This is a genomic window from Micromonospora sp. NPDC051227, assembly GCF_044455385.1.
Lineage (GTDB): Bacteria > Actinomycetota > Actinomycetes > Mycobacteriales > Micromonosporaceae > Micromonospora.
In genome coordinates, this window is sequence record NZ_JBITET010000004.1 from 608,858 (window position 1) to 632,538 (window position 23,681).

At 71.4% G+C, this 23,681-nt stretch carries 19 protein-coding genes; 11 read left to right on the forward strand and 8 right to left on the reverse strand.

Translation table 11 applies throughout. The features are described from left to right. Positions 1-117 precede the first annotated feature (117 nt). On the forward strand, positions 118-1,815 hold the full coding sequence (locus ACIA47_RS14395) for a molybdopterin-dependent oxidoreductase (RefSeq protein WP_396708059.1): 1,698 nt from the start codon (positions 118-120) through the stop codon (positions 1,813-1,815). Between the two features lie 431 nt (positions 1,816-2,246). Here the strand turns inward: ACIA47_RS14395 and ACIA47_RS14400 are convergent, their stop codons facing one another. Further along, entirely contained in the window at positions 2,247-2,813 is a 567-nt protein-coding gene (locus ACIA47_RS14400; RefSeq protein WP_396708061.1) for a hypothetical protein, read from the reverse strand. A 906-nt stretch (positions 2,814-3,719) separates the two neighbouring features. Then, positions 3,720-4,103 (reverse strand): WhiB family transcriptional regulator, encoded by a 384-nt coding sequence (locus ACIA47_RS14405; RefSeq protein WP_091406539.1) that lies wholly within the window; start codon positions 4,101-4,103, stop codon positions 3,720-3,722. Between the two features lie 253 nt (positions 4,104-4,356). Between ACIA47_RS14405 and ACIA47_RS14410 the strand changes: the two genes are divergently transcribed. After that, complete coding sequence (locus tag ACIA47_RS14410) at positions 4,357-5,172, forward strand: response regulator transcription factor (protein ID WP_203126177.1); 816 nt, start codon at positions 4,357-4,359, stop codon at positions 5,170-5,172. Positions 5,173-5,279: 107 nt separating this feature from the next. Here the strand turns inward: ACIA47_RS14410 and ACIA47_RS14415 are convergent, their stop codons facing one another. Beyond that, entirely contained in the window at positions 5,280-5,699 is a 420-nt protein-coding gene (locus ACIA47_RS14415; RefSeq protein WP_203126192.1) for a DUF5319 domain-containing protein, read from the reverse strand. Between the two features lie 186 nt (positions 5,700-5,885). On the opposite strand from ACIA47_RS14415, the gene guaB reads away from it, so the two are divergent. Both guaB and ACIA47_RS14425 read left to right on the forward strand, forming a co-directional pair. Continuing rightward, positions 5,886-7,448, forward strand: a complete 1,563-nt coding sequence (gene guaB, locus ACIA47_RS14420; RefSeq protein ID WP_203126184.1) for an IMP dehydrogenase — start codon at positions 5,886-5,888, stop codon at positions 7,446-7,448. A gap of 30 nt (positions 7,449-7,478) precedes the next feature. Continuing rightward, entirely contained in the window at positions 7,479-8,597 is a 1,119-nt protein-coding gene (locus ACIA47_RS14425; protein WP_112589254.1) for a GuaB3 family IMP dehydrogenase-related protein, read from the forward strand. Between the two features lie 86 nt (positions 8,598-8,683). On the opposite strand, the gene ACIA47_RS14430 is transcribed toward ACIA47_RS14425, so the two are convergent. Beyond that, on the reverse strand, positions 8,684-9,799 hold the full coding sequence (locus ACIA47_RS14430; RefSeq protein WP_396708065.1) for a sugar phosphate isomerase/epimerase family protein: 1,116 nt from the start codon (positions 9,797-9,799) through the stop codon (positions 8,684-8,686). Between the two features lie 220 nt (positions 9,800-10,019). On the opposite strand from ACIA47_RS14430, the gene ACIA47_RS14435 reads away from it, so the two are divergent. Continuing rightward, the gene (locus ACIA47_RS14435) at positions 10,020-11,420 is read left to right on the forward strand and encodes a M1 family metallopeptidase (RefSeq protein WP_396708067.1); all 1,401 of its coding nucleotides are present in this window, start codon (positions 10,020-10,022) and stop codon (positions 11,418-11,420) included. 99 nt (positions 11,421-11,519) lie between these two features. Continuing rightward, entirely contained in the window at positions 11,520-12,977 is a 1,458-nt protein-coding gene (locus ACIA47_RS14440) for a M1 family metallopeptidase (protein ID WP_396708069.1), read from the forward strand. 104 nt (positions 12,978-13,081) lie between these two features. On the opposite strand, the gene ACIA47_RS14445 is transcribed toward ACIA47_RS14440, so the two are convergent. Further along, complete coding sequence (locus tag ACIA47_RS14445; protein WP_396708071.1) at positions 13,082-14,200, reverse strand: LCP family protein; 1,119 nt, start codon at positions 14,198-14,200, stop codon at positions 13,082-13,084. Between the two features lie 145 nt (positions 14,201-14,345). Here ACIA47_RS14445 and ACIA47_RS14450 point away from each other — a divergent pair, with 145 nt between their 5' ends. Further along, positions 14,346-16,040: an FAD-dependent oxidoreductase gene (locus tag ACIA47_RS14450; RefSeq protein WP_396708073.1), complete on the forward strand. Its 1,695-nt coding sequence runs from the start codon at positions 14,346-14,348 to the stop codon at positions 16,038-16,040. Here the strand turns inward: ACIA47_RS14450 and ACIA47_RS14455 are convergent. Next, entirely contained in the window at positions 16,037-16,183 is a 147-nt protein-coding gene (locus tag ACIA47_RS14455; protein ID WP_396708075.1) for a hypothetical protein, read from the reverse strand. The genes ACIA47_RS14450 and ACIA47_RS14455 overlap by 4 nt on opposite strands. 88 nt (positions 16,184-16,271) lie before the next feature. On the opposite strand from ACIA47_RS14455, the gene guaA reads away from it, so the two are divergent. Then, complete coding sequence (gene guaA, locus ACIA47_RS14460) at positions 16,272-17,828, forward strand: glutamine-hydrolyzing GMP synthase (RefSeq protein ID WP_396708077.1); 1,557 nt, start codon at positions 16,272-16,274, stop codon at positions 17,826-17,828. A gap of 7 nt (positions 17,829-17,835) precedes the next feature. Here the strand turns inward: guaA and ACIA47_RS14465 are convergent, their stop codons facing one another. Continuing rightward, the gene (locus ACIA47_RS14465; protein WP_396708079.1) at positions 17,836-18,204 is read right to left on the reverse strand and encodes a PspC domain-containing protein; all 369 of its coding nucleotides are present in this window, start codon (positions 18,202-18,204) and stop codon (positions 17,836-17,838) included. A 143-nt stretch (positions 18,205-18,347) separates the two neighbouring features. On the opposite strand from ACIA47_RS14465, the gene ACIA47_RS14470 reads away from it, so the two are divergent. From ACIA47_RS14470 to ACIA47_RS14480, 3 genes are all read left to right on the forward strand, one after another. Then, positions 18,348-19,298, forward strand: coding sequence for an NUDIX hydrolase (locus ACIA47_RS14470; protein WP_396708081.1), 951 nt, complete (start codon positions 18,348-18,350; stop codon positions 19,296-19,298). Positions 19,299-19,899: 601 nt separating this feature from the next. Next, a complete protein-coding gene (locus tag ACIA47_RS14475) occupies positions 19,900-20,865 on the forward strand; it encodes an NUDIX hydrolase (protein ID WP_396708083.1) in 966 nt (321 codons plus the stop codon). Positions 20,866-21,209: 344 nt separating this feature from the next. Next, a complete protein-coding gene (locus ACIA47_RS14480) occupies positions 21,210-22,178 on the forward strand; it encodes a CDP-alcohol phosphatidyltransferase family protein (RefSeq protein ID WP_396708085.1) in 969 nt (322 codons plus the stop codon). A gap of 56 nt (positions 22,179-22,234) precedes the next feature. On the opposite strand, the gene ACIA47_RS14485 is transcribed toward ACIA47_RS14480, so the two are convergent. Continuing rightward, the gene (locus ACIA47_RS14485; RefSeq protein WP_396708087.1) at positions 22,235-23,488 is read right to left on the reverse strand and encodes a phosphatidylserine decarboxylase; all 1,254 of its coding nucleotides are present in this window, start codon (positions 23,486-23,488) and stop codon (positions 22,235-22,237) included. Between the last annotated feature and the right edge of the window lie 193 nt (positions 23,489-23,681).

Here is a 23,681-nt window from a genome sequence, read left to right on the forward strand (position 1 = left end):
TTCCGGGGCGCACCGCCGTAAGGCGGTGCGCCCCGGCTCGTTCCTGCGGGCTGCCAGGTCATTACCGAACGCTGACGTTGTTGGCGACCGGCCGAGATGATCGCGCACACTGGGCCGATGAGCACCACGTCACGGCGGTACGCCGCGTTGGCCGGAATCACCGCCGCCGCCGTCGCGATCGGGATCGCCGAACCGGTAGCGGTGTTGACCGGTCCCCGGTCGGCGCCCCTGGTCGCGGTCGGCGGGGTCATCGTCGACGCCGTCCCCGAGTCGCTGAAGCAACTCGCCATCGACCTCTTCGGCACCGCCGACAAGATCGCGCTGCTGGTCGGCACGGCCGTGTTGCTGGGAGGCTTCGCCGCGCTCTTCGGCGTACTGGCGGTCCGCCGGTTGGCACTCGGCCTGGCCGGCATTGCCGCGTTCGGCGCCATCGGCGTGGCCGCCGCATTGACCCGCCCCGGAGCTGACCTCGCCGACGCGCTGCCGTCCCTGGTCGGCGCCGGTCTCGGCGCCCTGGTGCTCTGGCTGTTCATCGGCGGACCGTTCGAGCTGGACCCCTGGTCCTGGTCACCACCCACGCCGCCTGCTGGCCCGGTGTCGTCCGCTGGTCCGGTGTCGCAGGCTGGCCCGGTGTCGTCAGCTGGTCCGGCCTTACCGGCTGGTCCGGTGCCACCGGGCGAGTCGGTGCCGGTGACTCCCGCCGGGCCGACGACGGGGGCCGAACCGGTCGGGCCTGCCGAAGTGGACCCGGAGTCGCGGCGGCGGTTCCTCACCGGCAGCGGGGTGCTGCTCGGCACGGCTGTGGTGGCCGGTCTCGGCGGGCGGTGGCTGGCGGGGCGGCGCGGCGTGTCCGCAGCCCGCGACGCGATCCGCCTGCCCGCGCCGGTCGCCCCCGCACCGGCCGTACCGGCGGGCGCGGACCTCTCACTGACGCAGCTCGCGCCGTACGTCACCCCGAACTTCGGGTTCTACCGGATCGACACCGCGCTGGTGGTGCCCCAGGTCGACCCGGATACCTGGCGGCTGCGGATCCACGGACGGGTCGGCAGGGAGCGCACCTACAGCTACGCGGATCTGCTGGCCCGCCCGCTGGTCGAGCGGTACGTCACGCTGGCCTGCGTCTCCAACGAGGTGGGCGGGGACCTGATCGGCAATGCCCTATGGCTCGGCGTACCCCTGCGGGAACTGCTGGACGAGGTCGAGCCGGACGACGACGCCGACCAGGTCGTCGGCCGGTCGGTCGACGGCTGGACCTGCGGCACCCCGACCGCCGCGCTGCGCGACGGACGGGACGCGCTGCTGGCCGTCGGGATGAACGGCGAGCCGCTGCCGGTCGAGCACGGCTTCCCGGTCCGAGTGGTGGTGCCGGGCCTCTACGGCTACGTGTCGGCGTGCAAATGGGTGACCGAACTGGAGCTGACCCGGTTCGCCGACTTCGACGCGTACTGGGTGCCGCGCGGCTGGTCCGCCCAGGGGCCGATCAAGACCCAGTCCCGGATCGACACGCCCCGGGGGCGTAACCGGCTGACCGCCGGCCCGGTGACCGTCGCCGGGGTGGCCTGGGCGCAGCATCGAGGCATCCGCCGAGTCGAGGTACGCGTCGACGACGGCCCGTGGCAGGAAGCCGCGCTGGCTCCGACCGTGTCGGTGGACACCTGGGTGCAGTGGTCCTGGCGCTGGGACGCCACACCGGGCGAGCACCGGCTCCAGGTCCGCGCGACCGACGCGACAGGTGAAACCCAAACCGAACGTACGCAGGACGTCGTCCCGGACGGCGCCACCGGCTGGCACACGATCACCGTCACCGTCCGTTGATCCACGGCACGACGTAGCCCGCCCGGGCTGCGTGGGCGCCTGAATCGGCGGGCTGGGTCCGCTGCCGCGTGCCGGCTCCCAAGACTGTCGTTGGGGTCGGCCGGGGGCCAACTGACTGACCGGTGATACCCGGCGTGCATGCAGATCTTGGACAGTTTCCGTTAGCGGAAACTGTCCAAGATCTGTAGGCGGGCGCCGGTTGGTCGTCGTCGCCATCCGCTTCCGTTGGGCCCAGTTCGGCACCCTTCGCCCTGCGGCTGCGAATGGCGGCCAGCGGCCGCCGGATGGCGGCCGGCGATCGGTGGCAGCAGGAATGCCGCTGGCCGGCGCCCCGGGTGGGGGTGCCGGCCAGCGGTCGGTGTCGTGCGGTGGTGCTTAGGTGCGGTGGTGCTTTGGCGTGCGCTGGTTCTCTGTGGTGGTGCTGGTGTGGGTCAGCTGTTCCAGTGCTGGGCGACGAGGTCGGTGGCCTGCTGCTCCCACTGGGCGTAGGCGTCCGGGTAGGCCGAGACCTGCACGGTCTGCGCCGCCTCGGTCAGGGGCATGTCCTGCCACCCGTCGACCTGCTTGAGGCCCTTGAGGAACGCGGTGGTGGAGTATTCGGGGTCGGTGATCTGCTCCGGCGTGCCCCAACCCGAGCTCGGGCGCTGCTGGAACAGGCCCAGCGAGTCGTGGTCGTTGGCGTCGCCGAGGTGACCCAGGTTCTCCAGCTTCGACTCCTGCAGGCTCGTCGCGATCGAGATCACCGCGGCCCGCTCCGGCAGGCCGGCCTTCTTCGTGGCGGCGATGATCGCCTTGACGTTGGCCGTCTGCTCGTCGTTGAGGCTGATGTGGGACTGCTCGCCCTGCGGCTTCGGCGCCGCCGACTGCACCGCAACGGCGACGGGCGTGGCGTCCACGGCCGGGGTGGCGGCGTGGGCGGCGATCGGGCCGGCGAAGACACCACCGGCGAACGCGAGACCGGCAACGGACAGCATGCTCTTACGGAAGATCGTGTTCATCAGGGGTAGCTCCTTCGGGGGTAGAACACCCGCACACACCGATCAGGGGAACGGCAGTGACGGGTGTGAGCACCTCGTCCGGCGCTGCACAAACAAGGGAAAAAAGGTCTTGGGGGGTGACGCCCGTGTCGGGCGTCGGGGTCGGCGACCTGGCGAGCCGGGGCTCGCGGCGCCGGGTCCCTGTGTAACGACCCGCGGGCCAGGGTCATTCCGGGGGTGGCCCACCTGCCGGGCACCCTGGTGGCGGTGCCTGCGGTCGGTCGTGGGGACTGCAACGACCGGGGAGCCGGGGTCATTCCCGGGTGGCTCACCTGCCGGGCACCCTCATCGAGGCGGTGCCTGGCGGTCGTCCGTGGGGATCGTAACGACCGGACGCGGGCCGGCATTCCAACCCGCGCGACCTGCCCCAGGGGTTCGGGCGGCCAGTCGGTGGTGCTGCGATCGTCAGGGTATGTAACGACCCCGGTCTGGCCATGATTCCGGCCCACGGGTGCGCCCGGTCACGGGACAGAATTCGCATACCTCGCAGAAGCCTAAGGCCTGCACCAGGCCTCATGCCCCAGACCGGTCAAACCTTCCAGGGTGCCCGTTCTCTGCTCGCCTCCGTCCGCCCACCTGGCTTGATCCACTCGGCATCATTGAAATCGCGGTGTCCGGATGGGCGGGATGCCCCGACATCAAAGAACCCGTGTTGATCATGGCGGCCTTCGTCGGGCGTCGGCGGCCTCGGCCGCGGTAGCGGCAGGGCACCCTGACCAAGCGAAGCCGCCAAGCCGCGACGGCGCCAAGCCGCCAAGCCGCCAAGCCGCTACGGCGCCAACCCGTGACGGCGCAAAACACGTGAACCGCATGAAGCCGCGCCCCCGGGACGGGGGCGCGGCTCGCGGATGCAGAAGACGTGTCGGGTCAGGCGACGTTGCGTTGGGCCGGGACGGTCGACTTGTGCGGGCGGCCCAGGCGGGCCTCCAGCCGTGCGACGTCGACCCGGGCGTGCCGGCGGTCTGCCAGGTCCTCCCAGCCGACGGCGAGCAGTCGCAGGCGCTCCGACTCGCTGAAGCCGCCCCACACGCCGTACGGCTCTCGTACCGACAGGGCGTGGGCGGCGCACTCGGCGCGAACCGGGCAGGCGCGGCAGACCGACTTGGCGGCGGACTCGCGACGCAGCCGGGAAGAACCACGCTCGCCGTCGGGGTGGAAGAACTGGGCGCTGTCGCGCCCTCGACAGGCACCGAGTCGCTGCCAGTCCCAGAGATCGACGATGGGTCCGGGCAGTCTACGTACGTTCGACATCAGCACCCCTCCTCCCGCGCGGCTCCGCGAGAATCCATATGGCCGGCATCCGGGCGGCGGGCCGCGCAGGCGCACCGTTCCCGGCCTGGATCTCCCGGTACCCGGGCTGTTGCCAACTCACACGTCTGTGATCGAAAACGTCCGGCAAATTGCGGCTTTTGCCCCATCTGTCGGAAAAGTTCGAAGGATTGCCGGGAACCCCCTCCCCAGCGGACCGCGTCATGGTCTGCTCGTTGGCGGAGAGGAGACCACAGTGCGTACCGTTCTTGTGTGCGTTCGGACACCACTCGCGGCCCAGCACCTTACTTCTGCTGCCGCGCGGCTGGGGTTGTCCGCGATCGTTCGTACCGCCGTCTCTGATCCCGAGGTGATGCTGCGGCTGGCCGAGCGACCGGCTGACGTGGTCCTGGCCGACACGGCCCTCACCCGGCCGGACAGCGCCGGCTTCGTCCGCCGGGTGTTGGCGCGTGCGCCGCAGGCGGCGGTGCTGCTGCTCGGCACCGAGGAGTCCGAGGCCGCGGCGGCCACCATCAGCGCCGGCGCCCGGGGGCTCATCCAGAATGTCGACCATGACCTGACCAGCGCGGTGGCGAAGGCGCTACTGCTGCTCACCGCGCCTGGCCGGGCCTCCCGCCAGCGGATCACCGATCCGGCCCGCGACGCGGCGGCGGTGGTTGGTTCCGGCCGCTCCGGGCCGTCGCCGCGCGGTTCCGGTGAGCCCGGTTGGGCGGCCACAGCCGCCGACGGGCCGGCCGGGGTGGCGTCGGTGCCGGTGCAGCGGGGCGACGACGAGGCGGAGGCGGGGACCGGCGAGTCGCCGGCGCAGACCGACCCGGGTCGTCCCGCCCCGAACGCCCGACCCAGTCGGGCGTCGATCGGCCTCACCGAGCGTGAGCTTCAGGTGCTGCTCGGCATGGCCGAGGGCAAGAGCAACGCGGAGATCGGCCGGGAGCTGTTCGTCTCGGAGGACACCGTCAAGACGCACGCCCGTCGGTTGTTCCGCAAGCTTGGCGCCCGGGACCGGGCCCACGCGGTGGCGGCGGGCTTCCGCGCCGGTCTGGTCGCCTGACCTACGCGCCGCGCGGCAGTAGGGCGCGTCGCGCCGCAGAAGGGCACGTCGCGCCGCAGTAGGGCAGCCCGGGGCGCGCGGCAGCGGGGGCACCGCCGCCAGTGGCGTTACTTGGTGGCGGTCGGGGCGCCCGGCTCGTCGTCGGTGCCCTCGGACAGGGTGTCGTGCACCCCGTCCGCGTACCCCCGGGCGTAGTCCCAGGTCACGTAGTGATCCGGGTCCGGGTCGTAGGCGGGTTCGTGCACCCGGGGCCGGCCCGAGTTGAGCAGGTGCCGCAGGTTGCCGCGGAGCAGGTCCCAGTCGAAGTAGTGCGGCTCCCGACAGTCCTCGCATTCGATCACCAGCCCGCGAACCCCGATCGGGGCCAGCAGAGCCTGGTAGATCTCCAGGTCAGCGAGGTCTTCCAGCACGTCCTGCCGCTCGACGTCGGTCAGCGGATCCGGCGTCGCGTCATCGCCCGGATCATCCAGACCCGCAGTCGGATCGGCCGGGTCGCCATTGAACGGGTCGATGGGCTCGTCGTGCACCCCCTCACCGTAGACCCAACGCGGCGCGAACGTCCGCCCCCCGGCCTCCGCGCCGGCCCGGCCTGCCACGGACGGGTCGCCCAGCTCACTGGGTACGATGAGGCGACGTGCCGGCATTGTGGCGCGCTCCGGTGCCCGCCCGCGCCACCTCGCTGAAGCCCATCCGAGCAGCTCAGGGGAGCAATCGTGGAAAATTCGCCCAGCACCGATCTTCCGGCCGGCGTCGAGCACGCCGACCTGGGCGGCCACCTGCCCGAGCTGCCGGCCGGCTCTGCCCGGGTGGTTCCGCTCGGCCTCACCTTCGACGACGTGCTGCTCCAGCCGGGCGAGTCGGACGTGGTGCCCAGCCGGGTCAACACCCGGACGAAGCTCACCCGCAACATCGAGTTGTCCATTCCGCTGCTGTCCAGCGCGATGGACACGGTGACCGAGGCCCGGATGGCGATCGCCATGGCCCGCCAGGGCGGCATCGGCGTGTTGCACCGCAACCTCTCCCTGGAGGACCAGGCCCTCCAGGTCGACCTGGTGAAGCGCTCCGAGTCCGGCATGATCACCAACCCGGTGACCGCCAGCCCGGACGACACGCTGCGCGAGGTCGACGAGCTGTGCGGGCGTTACCGCATCTCCGGCGTTCCGGTGGTGGACGGCGACGGCCAGCTGGTCGGCATCGTCACCAACCGGGACATGCGTTTCGTCTCCGAGCCGAACACTCCGGTTCGCGAGATCATGACCCACACCCCGCTGGTCACCGCGCGGGTCGGGGTGAGCAAGGACGACGCCCTGGCGCTGCTGCGTCGGCACAAGGTCGAGAAGCTGCCGATCGTCGACGACTCGGGCCGGCTGCGTGGCCTGATCACCGTCAAGGACTTCACCAAGAGCGAGCAGTACCCGGACGCCAGCAAGGACGACGCCGGCCGGCTGCGGGTCGCCGCCGCCATCGGTGTGGGCGAGGACGCGTACAAGCGGGCTCGTGCCCTGGTCGACGCGGGCGTCGACGTGCTGATCGTTGACACCGCGCACGGTCACCAGCGGGCCGTGCTGGACATGGTCCGCCGGCTCAAGGCCGACGTGACGGTCGACGTCATGGGCGGCAACGTGGCCACGTACGCCGGCGCGAAGGCGCTTGTCGACGCCGGCGCCGACGGAGTCAAGGTGGGCGTGGGGCCGGGCGCGATCTGCACCACCCGGATCGTCGCCGGGGTCGGCGTACCGCAGGTGACCGCGATCATGGAGGCGGCCCGGGCCGCCCGCCCGGCTGGCGTGCCGGTGATCGGCGACGGCGGCATCCAATATTCCGGCGACATCGCCAAGGCCCTGGTGGCCGGCGCCGACACGGTGATGCTCGGCAGCCTGCTGGCCGGCTGCGAGGAGAGCCCCGGCGAGTTGATCTTCGTCAACGGCAAGCAGTTCAAGACGTACCGCGGGATGGGGTCGCTCGGCGCGATGCAGTCCCGGGGTCAGGCCAAGTCGTACAGCAAGGACCGTTACTTCCAGCAGGACGTGCTCAGCGACGACAAGCTGGTCCCCGAGGGCGTGGAGGGTCAGGTGCCCTACCGGGGGCCGCTGTCCCGGGTCGCCCACCAGCTGGTCGGCGGGCTGCGGCTGGCCATGGGGTACGCCGGTGCGGAGAACATCCCCGACCTGCACCGCCGGGGCCAGCTCATCCGGATCACCGCGGCTGGTCTGAAGGAGAGCCACCCGCACGACATCCAGATGACCGTCGAGGCGCCCAACTACCACACCCGCTGACCCAACACCCCCAACCACCTGGAGTCCCCCATGCGTGACGTGGTCGAGATCGGGCTGGGCAAGACCGCGCAGCGCGGCTACCACCTGGACGACATCGCCATCGTGCCGAGCCGCCGTACCCGGGACGTCGACGACGTCTCGACGTCCTGGCAGCTCGACGCGTACCCGTTCGGCATTCCGTGCGTCGGCCACCCCTCCGACGCCACCATGAGCCCTGCCTCGGCGGTGCGGCTCGGTCAGCTCGGCGGCCTCGGCGTGCTCAACGTGGAGGGGCTCTGGACCCGCTACGAGAACCCGACCAAGGTGCTGGACGAGCTGGCCGGCCTCGACGAGGAGGCCCGCGCCACCAAGCGGCTCCAGGAGGTGTACGCCGAGCCGATCCGCCCGGACCTGATCGCGGAGCGGGTCCGCGAGCTGCGCGCCGGTGGCAGCACGGTGGCGGTGCGGGTCTCCCCGCAGCACACCCTCGCGCTGGCGCCGGTGATCCTGGACGCCGGGGTGGACATCCTGGTCATCCAGGGCACCATCGTCTCGGCCGAGCACGTGTCGACCACCGATGAGCCGCTGAACCTCAAGGAGTTCATCGCCGACCTCGACCTGCCGGTGATCGTCGGTGGCTGCACGGACTACAAGACGGCGCTGCACCTGATGCGTACCGGCGCGGCCGGCGTGATCGTGGGCATCGGTGGCGACGAGTGGTCGACCACCGAGTCGGTGCTGGGCATCCGGGTGCCGATGGCCACCGCGATCGCCGACGCCGCCGCGGCCCGCCGGGACTACCTGGACGAGACCGGCGGCCGGTACGTGCACCTGATCGCCGACGGTGACATCCAGACCTCGGGCGACATCGCCAAGGCGCTCGGCTGCGGCGCGGACGCGGTGATGCTCGGTGAGCCGCTGTCGCTCTGCGACGAGGCCCCCGCTGGTGGTGCCTGGTGGCACTCGGCGGCGAGCCACCCGTCGCTGCCCCGGGGTGCCTTCGAGGTCTCGGGTGAGCCGCTCGGATCGATGGAGCAGCTGCTCTTCGGGCCGGCCGACGAGGCCGACGGCCAGCTCAACCTGTTCGGTGGGCTGCGTCGGGCGATGGCCAAGTGCGGCTACCGCGACCTGAAGGAGTTCCAGAAGGTCGGTCTGGTCCTCGACCGCTGACCGATGCGTCAGACGCCGCAAGGCCGGCCCCGCCTGGTGCGGAGCCGGCCTTCGTCGCGTTCAGCCAGGAGTCACTCAGCCGGGAGTCACTTCTCCACGTAGATGGTCAGGTCGGACATGTTGCGGTAGCTGGTTGCCGCGAAGTCGAGCGACTGGCCCTTGTTGTCCGCGCCGCCGGGGGCGGTGTCCATCTCCCAGTTGGCGTGGTGGAAGTTGCGCTCGCCGATGGTCTGGAAGAACTGCTGGAAGTTGAGGTCGCCGTCGCCCAGCGGGGTCATCTGGTACCCGTTGGGGACGCTGGCGTCCCGGTCGCCGTCCTTGGCGTGGAAGAGCGGGAACCGGGTGGTCCGGTCGGCCACGGTGAGGATCGGGTCGAACAGGTCGGTCACCTCCTCGCCGGCCGGGTTGACGTACTTCTGGTGCTTGTAGCGGGCCACGTAAGCCCAGTAGATGTCCAGCTCGAAGAAGACGTACCGCGGGTCGGTGATCTCGAAGAAGTACTCCAGTCGGCGGATGCCGGAGGACCGGGTCTGCCGGCCCTGGGCGTCGCGCGGGCCCCGGTCGATCAGGAAGCTGTACGCGGCGTCGTGGTTGTGCGTGTAGAGCCGCATGCCCCGGGCTCGGGCCTGCCGGCCCAGCTCGTTCCAGATGTCCGCGGCGGCGTCCCACTCGGCCTTGTACGCGCTGCTGGTCGGGTCGCTGCCGGTGCCGATGTTCTTCATGCCGAGTTCCTCGGCGATATCCAACTGCTGCTGGAAGGTGGCCGGCTGGATCGAGGCGTGGGTGCCGTTGGCCACCAGACCGTTGTCGTCGAGGATCTTGCGGATCTCGGCGGGGGTGATCTGCCGACCGAGGATCTCGGTGCTCTGGGTGTAGCCGGCGAACTCGATCTCCTTGTAGCCGATTTCGGCGAGTCGGGCGAGGACGCGCTCGAAGCCGTACGGCACCCCGCTGTCGTCGGGCGCGGCGGTGATCCGGTCGCGGACGCTGTAGAGGATGATGCCGCGGTTCCTGGCCGGGATCAGCGGCTCGACCCGCAGCTTGCTCGCGTTGCCGGGGTTGGCGAGCGCGGGGGTGCCGGTGGCGAGGACGGGTAGGCCGGCCGCGCCGATCGCGGCGGCGGCCCCGGCGGAGGCGGCGAGCAGGGACCGGCGGCTGAGCCGGCCGGTGGGGGTGGCGTCGGGGGCGGTGTGGTCTGGCATGGTTCCACCTTTCGCGACGGCGGTCGGAGACAGACACTAACGTCGGTCTAAGTCGAAAGAAAGGTTCGATCGACGTCAGCTTTTGTTTGATTCGACGAAAGTAACTGATGATCGTCGATACCGGCCGCGCAGCCCGCGATGCTGACTACGCTCGTCCTGACCGGAACGCGGCAGAAGGCCGCAACGCCGCAGGAGGCCGGGTGCCGCAGGAGAGGTGGGCATGGTCCTGACCGGACGGAGACTCTGCGTCGCCGCGCTGACCTGCGCGATCGGGCTGGCCGCCACCGGTTGTACCGGCGACCGCGACGGCTTCCTTCCCGGTGCCGCCGACGCCGGCGACCCGTACGTGCCGGGGCACGGCAACGGCGGTTACGACGTCGGGCACTACGGCCTCGACGTCCGCTACGACCCGTCGACCGACCGGCTGACCGGACGAGCCGTCATCACGGCCACCGCCACCCAGGACCTGTCCCGGTTCAACCTGGACCTGGTCGGCCTGGAGGTCCGCGCGGTCAGCGTGGGTGACGCGGCGGCCGAGCACCGGCGCGGCGACGGCGAGCTGGTGGTGACCCCCCGCGACGGACTGCCGCGCGGTCGGCAGTTCACCGTGACTGTCGAGTACGCGGGCGTCCCCACGGCCGTCGACGACGGGGCGTTGGGCAGCGGCGGTTTCCTGCACACCGCCGACGGCGCTGTGGCGCTCGGCCAACCCGACTCGGCCGCCACCTGGTTCCCGGTCAACGACCACCCGTCGGACAAGGCCACCTACGACCTGATCGTGACCGTCCCGGACGGCCTGGCCGCGCTGAGCAACGGCGTACCCGGGCCGAAGAGCAGTGCCGACGGCTGGACCACCTGGCGCTGGTCGGAGCGCGCCCCGATGGCCAGCTACCTGAGCACGCTCGTGATCGGTGACTACCGGGTGGTGACCGGCACGCACGCCGGCCGGCCGATGGTCACGGCGGTGGCCGCGAGCCTGCCGGCGACCGGCGGCGCGGCCACCTCGCTGGCCCGCACCGGCGCGATCGTCGACTTCCTGGCCAGCCGCTTCGGCCCGTACCCGTTCGACTCGTACGGGGGGATCGTGATCGCCGACGACCGGATCGGGTACGCGCTGGAGACCCAGTCCCGGCCGGTCTACGGGCCTGGCTTCTTCGCGGACGACCGGCCGAACCCGAGCGTCGTCGCGCACGAACTGGCGCACCAGTGGTTCGGCGACAGCGTGTCGCTGACCAGGTGGAGCGACATCTGGCTCAACGAGGGCTTCGCCAGCTACGCCGAGTGGCTGTGGGAGGAGCACGACGGCGGCCGGACCGCTCAGCGCAACTTCGAGATCCAGTACGCGGCGACCGACTGGACACAGCCGTCGGTCGAGCCGGGCCGGGAGCAGATGTTCGGCTCGGCCGTCTACAAGCGCGGGGCACTCGCCGTGCACGCGTTGCGCCGGACCGTCGGTGACGACCTCTTCTTCAGCATCCTGCGTACCTGGACCACCGAGCGGGCGGCGGGCAACGCGACCACCGCGGACCTCGTCGCGCTGGCCGAGCGGGTCGCCGGGCGGCAACTGCGTCCCCTCTTCGACGCCTGGTTGGTGGGTGGGTCGGCCCCCACACTGCCGTGACCCGGCCCCGCCGCCCGGTCGATATGCTGCCGCCTGCGAACGGCGGGTAGGCGTCCGTTCGCGCGGCCGTGACCGGCCACCGTGCGGAAAGGGTGTGGGATGCGGGGGACGCGGCACAGACTGCGAATGGGTGCCGGCCTGCTGGTGACCGGTGCGCTCGCACTGTCCGGATGCGACTCGACGGGCCCGGAGACGGCGCTGCCACCGAGCGCGTCTCCCACACCGTCGCGGACGTTCACGGCGGGCGCCGACGGGGTCGGTGACGCGTACTTCCCGACCTACGGCAACGGCGGCTACGACGTCGGGCGGTACACGGTGAAGGTGCGCTACGACCCGGCCAAGGACCAGTTGACGGGTACGACAACCGTGCGGGCCACCGCCACGGCGGACCTGTCGACGTTCAACCTCGACCTGGCCGGTCTGACCGTCAGCGCGGTCACCGTGGACGGCGTACCGGCGACCCACAGCCGCAAGCGGAACGAGTTGGTGATCAAGCCGGCTTCCGGCCTGATCAACGGCAACGGGTTCGTCGCCGAGATCACCTACGCGGGCAAGCCGAAGCCGCTGAGGAACGAGACGCTCGGTGACGGTGGCTTCCTGCACACCGCCGACGGTGCCATCGCGCTGGGTCAGCCCGAGTCGGCCAGCACCTGGTTCCCGGTCAACGACCACCCGTCGGACAAGGCGGCCTACGACTTCGAGGTCACCGTCCCGGACGGCCTGACCGCGATCAGCAACGGCGTTCCCGGCGTGAAGTCCAGCACGGGCGGTTGGACCACCTGGAAGTGGTCGGAGAAGTCGCCGATGGCCAGCTATCTGAGCACGCTGGTGATCGGCAAGTTCCGCATCACCACCGGTGAGCACAAGGGCCGCCCGGTCTACAACGCGGTCACCACCACCGAGGCCAAGGGCAACGCTGACGCGTCCATCGCGCAGACCGTCGCGGTGGCCGACTACCTGGAGAGTGTGTTCGGGCCGTACCCGTTCGACGCGTACGGCGGGGTGGTGATCTCCGACAGCCGGATCTCCTACGCCCTGGAGACGCAGAGCCGACCGGTCTACGCGGCGAGCTTCTTCCGGCAGGGCGAGAACACCGAGGTCGTCGCCCACGAGCTGGCCCACCAGTGGTTCGGCGACAGCGTCGCGTTGGCCAAGTGGGAGGACATCTGGCTCAACGAGGGCTTCGCGACGTACGCGGAGTGGCTCTGGGCCGAGCACACCAAGGCGTACACCGCCAAGGAGGCGTTCGACAACCGGTACGCCAGGATGTCCGCGCAGGTGTGGCAGACACCGCCGGGCAAGCCGGGCGTGGAGAAGCTGTTCAGCGAGTCGGTCTACCAGCGCGGCGGGATGACCCTGCACGCCCTGCGGGTGGCCGTCGGCGACAAGGCGTTCTTCGAGATCGTCAAGACCTGGGCGGCGGAGAAGCGCGATGGCATCGCCACCACAGCCGAGTTCGTGGCCCTGGCCGAGCGGATCTCCGGCAAGCAGCTCGACGCGATCTTCGACGCCTGGCTCTACGGCACCAAGAAGCCGGCCCTGCCCAAGCGGCTCTGACCCCTCCCAGGTCCACGCGATCTTGCAGTTGCTGTCGCCGCGAAAAGGGGCAAAGCCGCGTGAAACGGGGACCGAAAGTGCAAGATCGCGGGGGTGGGGGGGGGTCAGTTCTTGACGAGCAGGGCGGGGTGGGCGGCCAGGTAGGCGTCGGCGCGGCCGGCGCGGAGTTCGGTGAGGAACCTGCGGCCCTCGCTGGTCAGCTGTTCACCCCGGTACGCGCTGCCCTTGCCGACGCCGGAACCGGGCAGCCCGACCAGCGTGAAACGGTTTTCCGGCAGGCCACTGAGGGCGTACGCGATGTCCACGATCCGGCGCCCGCCCACGTAGACCAGCGTGTCCCCGAGCGCGGAGACCACCTGGTCGACGCGCTCCGGTTGCCGGGCCAGGCCCTCGTCCAGGATCTTGCGGGTCATCGCCCGGATCAGCTGCTGCTGGTGGCGCTGCCGGGCGTAGTCACCCCCGGTGATGTAGCGCTGCCGCGCGTAGTCCAGCGCCTGCCAGCCGTTGAGGTGCCGCTCGCCCTTCTCATAGACCTGCTGCGGCCCCTTGTAGCCGCCCGGCGCGCTCTCCCGGTACTTGCCGTCCGGTCGGCGGTGCAGCGACTCGACCCGCTGGTCCACGTAGATGTCAACCCCACCCAGGGCGTCGACCAGCCGGTCGAACCCGTTGAAGGTGAGCACCGCGCCCGCGTCGATGCGTAGCCCGGTGTAACCGCTGACCGTGCTGCGCAGCAGCTCGTACCCCTGGGCCGTGCTGGGTTGTTTGGGTTTGCCCGGCACCCGGCTGCCGAAGCTCATCGCGTGCGTGAGTTTGGTCTTGCCGCCCTTGTAGCCGGCCTTCGGGAACGCCGGGATGTCCACCAGCAGGTCGCGGGGGAGCGAGAAGAGGTACGCCCGATCCAACCCCTTGGGTACGTGCAGCACCAGCACGGCGTCCGCGTGCGGCTCCCACCCGGGCACGCTGACCCGGGTGTCCACACCGACCAGCAGCAGGTTGAGCGGGCCGGTGATGTCCGCGCCCGGCGGTGGGCCGCCGGGGCTCGGGGTCGGCGTGCCGATCGGCGACGGGGTCGGTGAGCCGGCCACCGGAGCGCCGCCCGGCTTGTTGTCGCCGGTCAGCCGGGTGATCACCACGGTGCCGGCCGCGATCAGCGCGACGACGGCGAGGGCCGCCAACCCCAGCAGCAGCCACCGTCGGCGCGGCGCCATCGACCCGAGAACCATCCTGGATTCCTTCCACCCGTCTGGTGAACAACGCTCCGACGGGTGCTCCGGGTTGCGGCCGGGAGACGCCGGGTCGGTCGGCCGGAGCATGATCGCGCGAAAAGTGCCGCTGGCGCGAGCGCTACTCGCGAGTAATGATGCGTTCATGCGGTACGACGTGGTCGTCATCGGGTCCGGCTTCGGTGGCAGCGTCACCGCGCTCCGACTGGCCGAGAAGGGCTACTCGGTCGCGGTGCTGGAAGCCGGCCGCCGCTTCGCCGACGACGAGTTCCCGCAGACCTCCTGGCGGGTCCGCCGGTTCCTCTGGGCACCGAAGCTGGGCTGCTACGGCATCCAACGGCTCACCCTGCTCCGCCCGGCCGACCGACGATCCGGCGGCGGGGTGCTGGTGCTCTCCGGCGCCGGCGTGGGCGGCGGTTCGCTGGTCTACGCGAACACCCTCTACGAACCGCTGCCGGCCTTCTACAGCGACCCGCAGTGGCGGGACATCACCGACTGGCGCGACGAGTTGGCCCACCACTACGACCAGGCGAAGCGAATGCTCGGCGTCACCACGTACCCGGTGCACACCGGCGCGGACCGCGCGATGCGCGCGGTGGCCGAGCGGATGGGGGTGGGGCACACCTTCCACGCCACCCCGGTGGGCGTGCACATCGGCCAGCCCGGCCAGCGGATCGCCGACCCGTACTTCGGCGGTGCCGGCCCGGAACGCACCGGCTGCCTGCACTGCGGCTCGTGCATGACCGGCTGCCGGCACGGTGCGAAGAACACGCTGGTCAAGAACTACCTCTGGCTCGCCGAACGGCTCGGGGTCACGGTCCGCCAGTTGACCACGGTGACCGCCGTCCGGCCCGCCGACGGCGGCGGGTACGAGGTGCACACCGAACGCACCGGCGCCTGGCTGCGCAAAGGCCGGCAGGTCATCCACGCCGATCAGGTGGTCTTCGCCGCCGGGGCGCTCGGCACCCAGCGGCTGCTGCACGGGATGCGGGCCGACGGCGCGCTGCCCGGGCTCTCGCCCCGCCTCGGCGAGCTGACCCGGACCAACTCGGAGGCGATCCTCGGCGCCTCGGTGCCACGCCAACGGGCCCGGTCCGAGCGGTTGGACTACACCGAGGGGGTGGCCATCACCAGCTCGTTCCACCCCGACCCGCAGACGCACATCGAGCCGGTCCGGTACGGGCGGGGCTCCAACGCGATGGGGCTGCTCCAGTCGCTGCTGGTCGACGGCGGCCCGCACCGGGTACGCCGCTGGCTGGGCAGCATCGTGCGGCAGCCCCGGTTGGCCGCGCGGATGCTGTCGGTGCGCGGCTGGTCGGAACGGACGGTGATCGCCCTGGTCATGCAGTCAGTGGACAACTCGCTGACCACCCGGTGGCGGCGTGGCCCGCTCGGCAGCAGGTTGGTCACCGGCCCGGGCCACGGCACGCCCAGCCCGACCTGGATCCCGGCCGGCAACACCGCCGCCCGGATGCTCGCCGACGAGATCGGCGGCACCCCCGGCGGCTCACTCACCGAACCCTTCGACATCCCGATGACCGCGCACATCCTGGGCGGGGCGGTCATCGGGGCCACCCCGGCCGACGGGGTGATCGACCCCTGGCACCGGATGTACGGGCACGCCGGGCTGCACGTGGTCGACGGCGCCGCCGTCTCGGCCAACCTCGGCGTGAACCCCTCCCTGACCATCACCGCCCAGGCGGAACGGGCGATGTCCTTCTGGCCCAACAAGGGCGACAAGGACCCCCGCCCGACGCTCGGCACCCCGTACCGCCGGCTCGCCCCCGTACCCCCACACAACCCGGCGGTGCCGGCGGGCGCCCCGGGCGCGTTGCCCTAGGGCAACGGCTTGCGGAGGATGTAGTTGAGCCCGAAGTCGGTCTCACTGACACGGACGTCGTGGTAGCCCAACCGGTGGTAGAAGCCGTGCCCCGTGATGCTGGCGCCGGTCTCCATGTGGTCGTGGCCGTCAGCGCCGGCCAACCGCGCTGCGTCCGGAGCCGCCGCGGCGGCACACCGAAGGGCCGGCCCGCGCCCGACGCGGCCGTGACTGTCGGTAGGCTTCGTGCACATGAGCCTGCCTCGCCCCGTCCTCGTGGTGGACTTCGGAGCCCAGTACGCCCAGCTCATCGCCCGCCGGGTCCGTGAGGCGAAGGTCTACTCCGAGATCGTGCCGCACTCGATGCCGATCGCCGAGATGCTGGCGAAGAACCCCGCCGCGATCATCCTGTCCGGTGGCCCGTCCAGCGTCTACGCCCCGGACGCGCCGCAGATCGACGCTGGCGTGTTCAGCGCCGACGTGCCGGTCTTCGGCATCTGCTACGGCTTCCAGGCGATGGCCCAGGCTCTCGGCGGCACTGTCGCGAAGACCGGCAACCGTGAGTACGGCGGCACCCCGCTGCGCCCCCGCCTCCTCGACCCCGGTGTTCTGCTGCGTGACCTGCCGGCCGACCTGCCGGTCTGGATGAGCCACGGCGACGCCGTCACCGAGGCGCCCGAGGGCTTCACGGTGACCGCCGAGTCGGCGGGTGCCCCGGTCGCCGCATTCGAGGACCTGGCCGGGCGTCGGGCCGGCGTGCAGTTCCACCCGGAGGTCGGGCACACCGCGCACGGCCAGGAGATGCTGACCCGCTTCCTCTACGACATCGCCGGCATCGAGCCGACCTGGACTCCCGAGAACATCATCGACGAGCAGGTCGCCCGGATCCGCGCCCAGATCGGCGACAAGGAGGTCATCTGCGGCCTCTCCGGCGGGGTGGACTCGGCGGTCGCCGCGGCGCTCGTGCACAAGGCCGTCGGTGACCAGCTCACCTGCGTCTTCGTCGATCACGGCCTGCTGCGCGCCGGCGAGGCCGAGCAGGTGGAGAAGGACTACGTCAGCGCCACCGGCATCAAGCTGAAGGTGGTCGACGCCACCGACCGGTTCCTCGGCGCGCTCGCCGGGGTGACCGACCCGGAGCAGAAGCGCAAGATCATTGGTCGGGAGTTCATCCGGGTCTTCGAGGCCGCGGCCCGCGAGATCGCCGCACACGGCGACGTCGAGTTCCTCGTCCAGGGCACCCTCTACCCCGACGTGGTGGAGTCCGGCGGCGGCACCGGCACCGCCAACATCAAGAGCCACCACAACGTCGGCGGCCTCCCGGAGGACCTGAAGTTCGCGCTTGTCGAGCCGCTGCGCACCCTGTTCAAGGACGAGGTCCGAGCACTCGGCCTCCAGCTGGGCCTGCCCGAGGCGATGGTCTGGCGGCACCCGTTCCCCGGCCCCGGCCTGGCCATCCGGATCATCGGCGCGGTCGACCAGGAGCGCCTCGACCTGCTCCGCCAGGCCGACCTGATCGCCCGCGAGGAGCTGACCGCCGCTGGCCTCGACCGGGGCGTCTGGCAGTTCCCGGTGGTGCTCCTCGCCGACGTGCGCAGCGTCGGTGTGCAGGGAGACGGGCGCAGCTACGGGCACCCCGTGGTGCTGCGCCCGGTCTCCAGCGAGGACGCGATGACCGCAGACTGGTCCCGGCTGCCCTACGACGTGGTGGCCCGGATCTCCACCCGGATCACCAACGAGGTCGCCGAGGTCAACCGGGTGGTCCTGGACGTCACCAGCAAGCCGCCGGGCACCATCGAGTGGGAGTGAGCGCCGCTCAGGCGGCCGGCGGCGGGCTGAACGGGGTCGTCGGCGGGTAGGGCGGCGTCGGGGCGTACCCCTGGGGTGGCCCGCCGGGCGCGGGCCCGGCGGTGGGCGGCGGGCCGTTCTGCGGCGCGACGCCCGCGGCGTGCGGCCAGGCCGGCGCGCCGGTGGGCTCCTCCGGCATCAGGAACCACATGATCGGGTACGCGAACAGCGCGAGCCCGCCGGTGAGCAGGCCGGTGACCGCGAAGATCACCCGGACCAGTGTGGGATCGACGGCGAAGTAGCGGCCGACGCCGCTGGCGACCCCGGCGACCATGCGGTCGGTGGTGGGTCGCCGAAGCTGCTTGTACGGGGCGCGGGGAGCGGTGGTCGATGTCATACCCCTACCGTCCGCGCTGGCGCCCGGCCCGCCCTCGGTGACCGCCCGGATCCTTACCCTGACCAATCCCTGATCGGGGCCAGACAGTCAGGAATCCGACTCTTTTCCGTTCCGGTAACCCGGCCCGGGGAGAATTTGCTTCCGTGACCACCTTGCTCAAGCCGCTCCGCAGGATCGCGGCATACGCAGTTTGTGCTGATTCAAGCGGCCGAGTCTTGCTGGTCCGCGCATCGGAGCACTCCGGCACCCCCGGGGCGTGGTCGCTGCCCGGCGGGGCCGTAGACCACGGCGAGGACCCGAACCACACTGTCGTCCGCGAAACCGCCGCCGAAACAGGCCTCTCCGTCGCCGTCTCCGGCCTGGTCGACGTGCTCGCCGACATGCGGGCACTCCCGGACCGGGGCATCACCATCCACACCGACCGGCTGATCTACCGGGTCGCCGTGCGCGGCGGCACCCTCGCCGACCGGGTCGGCGAACGCCCCACCGACCTGGCCCGGTGGTACACCCTCGACGAAGCGCGCGAGCTGCCGCTGCGCTCGTTCACCGCACGCGCCCTCGGGCTGCCCGCCTCCTCGGCCGACGTGGTGCCCGACGAGGCACCCGAGTTCCCCTCCTTCTACGCCGTGCCCGGCCCCGACGGGCTGCACCGGGCCCAGCGCTTCGCCGCGTACGCGGTCTGCACCGACCCCGCCGGCCGAGTGCTGCTCACCCGCATCTCCGACGGCTACCCCGGCGCCGGCTGCTGGCACCTACCCGGCGGCGGCACCGACTACGGCGAACAGCCCGGCGCGGCACTCATCCGGGAGCTGATCGAGGAAACCGGCCAGGCCGGCCGCCTCGTCGAGCTGCTCGGCGTCGCCAGCCACCGCGACGCCGCTTCACTGGGGCCCGAGGGCTACCCGATCGACTGGCACGGCGTACGCGCCTTCTACCGGGTCGTCGTCGACCAGCCCAACCCCCTGACCGTGGCCGACGTGGGCGGCTCCACCTGCGAGGCCCGCTGGTTCGGCCGCGAGGAGTTGGGCGCCCTCCCCACCGACCGCCTCACCGAGGTGACCGCCGAAGCAGTCCAAGCCGCCCAGCTCACCTGATCCCCGACCAGTCCCCGAGGGCCAGCGGCGTCTCGCGCGTCGGCTCTCGGGCTTCGCGCCTCGCGGCAAGATCGTGCTCGAACCAGGATGTAGTGGCTTCACCGACGCGCCGATGCCACTACATCCTGGATATTGCGCGATCTTGAGTTCGGGTCGCCCCGCTGAAGGGTGCCGCGGGCGTCGCGGGCAGGCATTCGGCGCGCCGCCCATGGCCCACCCCGTGATCCACTCGGGTTCCTTGAAGGCGCGGTATCCCGGGCGCTGGAATACCGCGCCTTCCGTGAACCCGAGTTGATCACCGCTTATCTCGGCTCCCGTGGCGGGATTGGACTCCACAATGAGGGCTAGTGGAGGAAGCTGACCGAGTCGCACCAGGCCGAAGGGGTCTTTACGGGGCCAATCGGTCGTCGTCGAGAGCCAGCTACCCCGGCTGCTCCGGCTGTTCGGGCGCTGCGGCTGCCCCGGATCCTCCGGCTCGCCGAGCTCTGCGGGTTTCCCGTGCACTGCCTCGCGTTGATCATGAAGTTATTGTCGGAACGCGAGATGGGCGGCGATAACTTCATGATCAACAGTTGCGGGTGCGAAGCGGGGGCAAGCAGAGGTGAAACTTGCGCGGCGAGTCGGGGTCTATGGGGTTCTGCGGGACTCGGGCCGGGTCTTGGTGGTTCGGGACGGGGCGGAGGGTGAGTTTCCCGGGGTCTGGCGGTTGCCGGGCGGTGCCGTCGGGCATGCCGAGGATCCGGAGCACGCCGTGGTCCGGGAGGTCGCCGAGCAGGCTGGGCTGACGGTCGCGGTGACGCGACTACTCGCGGTGGTCGCCGATGTGGCCACCTTTCCGGAGGGCAAGGCCGCGCTGCACACCGACCGGCTGTTGTTCGAGCTCAGCACTCCCCACGGCGCGTCGCACGAGAGCGCGCTTCTCGGCGGCGCACGGCCTGAGAGCGCGGGGCCCGGGGTCGAATCGCGGAGCGGCGGAGCCGGTCTGGTTGATCAAGTGTGCTGGCTTTCGCCGGCGGAGGTGGCGCAGTTGCCGCTGACCCCGTTCACCGCCGAGGCGCTCGGCCTGCCGGTCACCCCACTGCCGCCGGCAGCGCACCGGTCGCGGGACCTGTTTTCGCCGCAGCACCCTGACCGCCGACTGCGCTTCGGGGCGTACGGGCTGGTCACCGACCCCGCTGGGCGGATCCTGCTCACCCAGATCGCGGAGGGCTACCCGGGGGCCGGTCTGTGGCATCTGCCCGGCGGTGGCACCGATCACGGTGAGCAGCCGGCCACCGGGTTGCTGCGGGAGCTGGTCGAGGAGGGCGGGCAGGTGGGCCGGGTAGTGGAGCTTCTCGGCGTCAACAATCTGCACAATCCCGCCGCGCTGGGTCCGGAGGGCCGACCGCTGGACTGGCATGGCGTACGGGTGATCTATCGGGTGCTGGTGGACGTACCCACCGACGCGGTGGTCACCGAGTCCGCTGGAGGGTCGACGGCGCGGGCGGGGTGGTTCACCCGCGACCAGGCGACTGACCTGCCGTTGAGTGACATCGCCACCGTGGCAATCGGACAGAGTGGCCGATAGCACCCCGCTCGGTGAGCCGAGTTGGTGACCCTCCGGTACAGTCAAAGGCGAGAATGATGGAGGAAACGGGCGATGAAGCCCGGGATGGGAACAAGCGAGCGGTTCGAGCGGTTTAGCCAGATATAAGTACCGCCGGCAGCTATCGCCAAGCCATGTTCCCCTATGCGATGGTGTACTCCGCAAAACGGCTGCCGGGCCATGCAAGGTCCGGCACGAGACAGCCGGACACCCGCCACTTGGCGGTCAGCAGATCCGGTGATGGAGGAAACGTGCCGAGAGCCCCATGGCGCCGGCGTCGTACTACTGACAGTCCGCGCCCCGCAGGGCGTCGCTGGGCGGGCCGGTTGCGCCGCAGCAGCACGTTCGCCCGCCAGGTGCTGTTGGTCCGGGTCGGTCGCCGCGACGGCGACCTGCACCCGACCGACCTGGCCCCGACCGAGCACCGGTACGCCGATCGGCAGCGCCGTCGCTACGGCCTCGACCGGCTCAGCCGGCCGACACTGGGCGTGGACCCGACACTGGGCGTGGACCCGACACTGGGCCTGGACCGAGCCGACGTCGACGCGGTCATGCCGGTCAGCCCGGCGATGCCGCCGATGACGCAGACCGACGAGGCCCACTCGATCCCACTGCTCCCCGGCGAGCGCACCATGGCGCGCCGGATGAAGTTCGGCCTGGTCAACGCCTGCACGCTGGCCAGCCTGATGCTCGGCATGCTGGCCATCTTCCTGGCCATGCAGGGCGAGGTGCGGATGGCGGCGCTCTGCCTGATCGCGTGCGTCGGCTTCGACGGTCTGGACGGCGCGCTGGCCCGACGGCTCGGGGTGGCCAGCCCGTTCGGCGCGCAGATGGACTCACTGGCCGACATGTGCTCGTTCGGTCTCGCCGCGCCGGTCGTGGTCTACGCCTCGCTCGCCGGCTCCGTCTCCACGGCGGCGGCGGCGGTGGCGTGCGCCCTGGTCGCGGCGTGTGCCGCGATTCGACTGGCCCGCTTCAACGTCTCGCCAAAGGACGGCAGGTTCTTCTGCGGGGTGCCCACCACCATGGCGGCCGCGGTGCTCGCCGTGACAGTGGCGATCGGCCTGCCGGTGCCTGGTGCCGTACTGGTCGCCGGGGTGGCGCTGCTGGCCTTCGCGATGGTGTCGAGCTTCCCGTACGCCAAGCTCGCCCGCCTGGTGAAGCTGCCGCCGTGGCTCTGGCTGGCTCCGGTGATCGGCGCGCTGGTCGACATCCGGCTCACGTTCGCCCTGATCGTGGTGGGCTACCTGGTCAGCGGGCCGGTTCTCTGGCTGCGGCAACGTCGTACCGCCTGATCTGAGCAGACAGAACGGGGCGCCGCGAAAGCGGCGCCCCGTTCTGCGTTCGCGGGTCAGCGCCAGCGGGCGATGACCGTGGACCCGCCGACCACCTTGTCGCCCGGTCCGACCAGCGGGTCCGCGGCCTCAGCGGGTAGGTAGACGTCGGTCCGGGAGCCGAACCGGATCAGCCCGAAGCGCTCGCCCTTGGCCAGCAGTGCGCCGATCGGCGCGCGCTGCACGATCCGGCGGGCGATCAGCCCGGTCCGCTGCGCGACCACCACCGTGCCGCGCGCGGTGTCCAGCACGGTGTACGCGGCGACGTTGTGCTCGGCGTCCGGCTTCATCGCGTTGACGAAGCCGCCATCGGCGACGAAGTAGTCCACCACCTTGCCGGCGACCGGGGCGCGGTTGACGTGCACGTCCAGCACCGACAGGAACACCGCGATCCGCAGCCACTCGCCGTCGCCGAAGCGCTCGTCGTGCAGCCGCTGCACCGACAGGACCTTCCCGTCCGCGCTGGCGACCACGGCGCTCGGGTCCTCCGGCACGTCCCGTTCGGGATCCCGGAAGAACGCGGCGACCGGCCCGGCGGCCAGGGCCGGCAGCAGCCACAGCTTGGACGACGGGCGCGTCACCCGGGCCAGCGCCGCGAGGCCCAGCGCGATGCCCGCCGCCGCCACACCGTTGGAGTCGATGTGCATGCCCCGGGTGACCGGCACGCTCGACGGCCGGTACGCGGGGGCCAGGGTGTCGGCCGTGGCCGGGCTGGCCGGGGTGAACCGCAGTCGGTACACCCGCACCGGCGGCGAGTTACGCAGCACCAGATCGGCGCCGACGCCGTAGAGGGCATCCTGTCGGGCCAGCTCCGCCGCGGCACCCTCGGTCCGGCCGGGGGTGGCGACGGTCGCCACGCTCAGCACCGCCCCGTCGGTCAGGTACTTAGCCAACCCCTCGACACCGCTGCGGGTGGCCTCGGCGGTGCCGGTGAACGCCTCACCGGCGATGACGACCCCGGCGGCCTCGGCTTCGGCCAGCGAGTCGACCACGCTCACCCGGTCGGCGACCCAGCGGCCCTGGGCTGTGACGTGCTCGCGGAGCGCCGCAGCGCCGAACGGCTCGGCGGGCACCACGGTGAGCCGGTCACCGGGGAGCAGCGCATCGACCGCCGCGGCCAGCACCGCGGAGTCCGGGGTCACCCCGACCAGCAGGGCGGCCTTGGGGTCGTTGATCCGGGCCAGCTCGGCGACGAGGGTACGGGCGGCTCGCTCGCCGATGCGGACCGGACCGGACCGGCCGGTGGTACGCACGGCGGGGGACTGGGTCATGTCGGGCGGGCTCCTGACGGGGGTAGAGACGGGAATCGCGGCGGGACCGCCATGGGCGGGACGGGCCGGCCGGCGGAGGCGAGATCTCCACCAGCCAGCATATGCGTCCGTCCGCGCCGGCCGCACCGCCGTGGGGATGCGGTAGACCGACGCGGACGGACGCCCGAGGTCAGGCTTCCCTGCGCGGACCCTC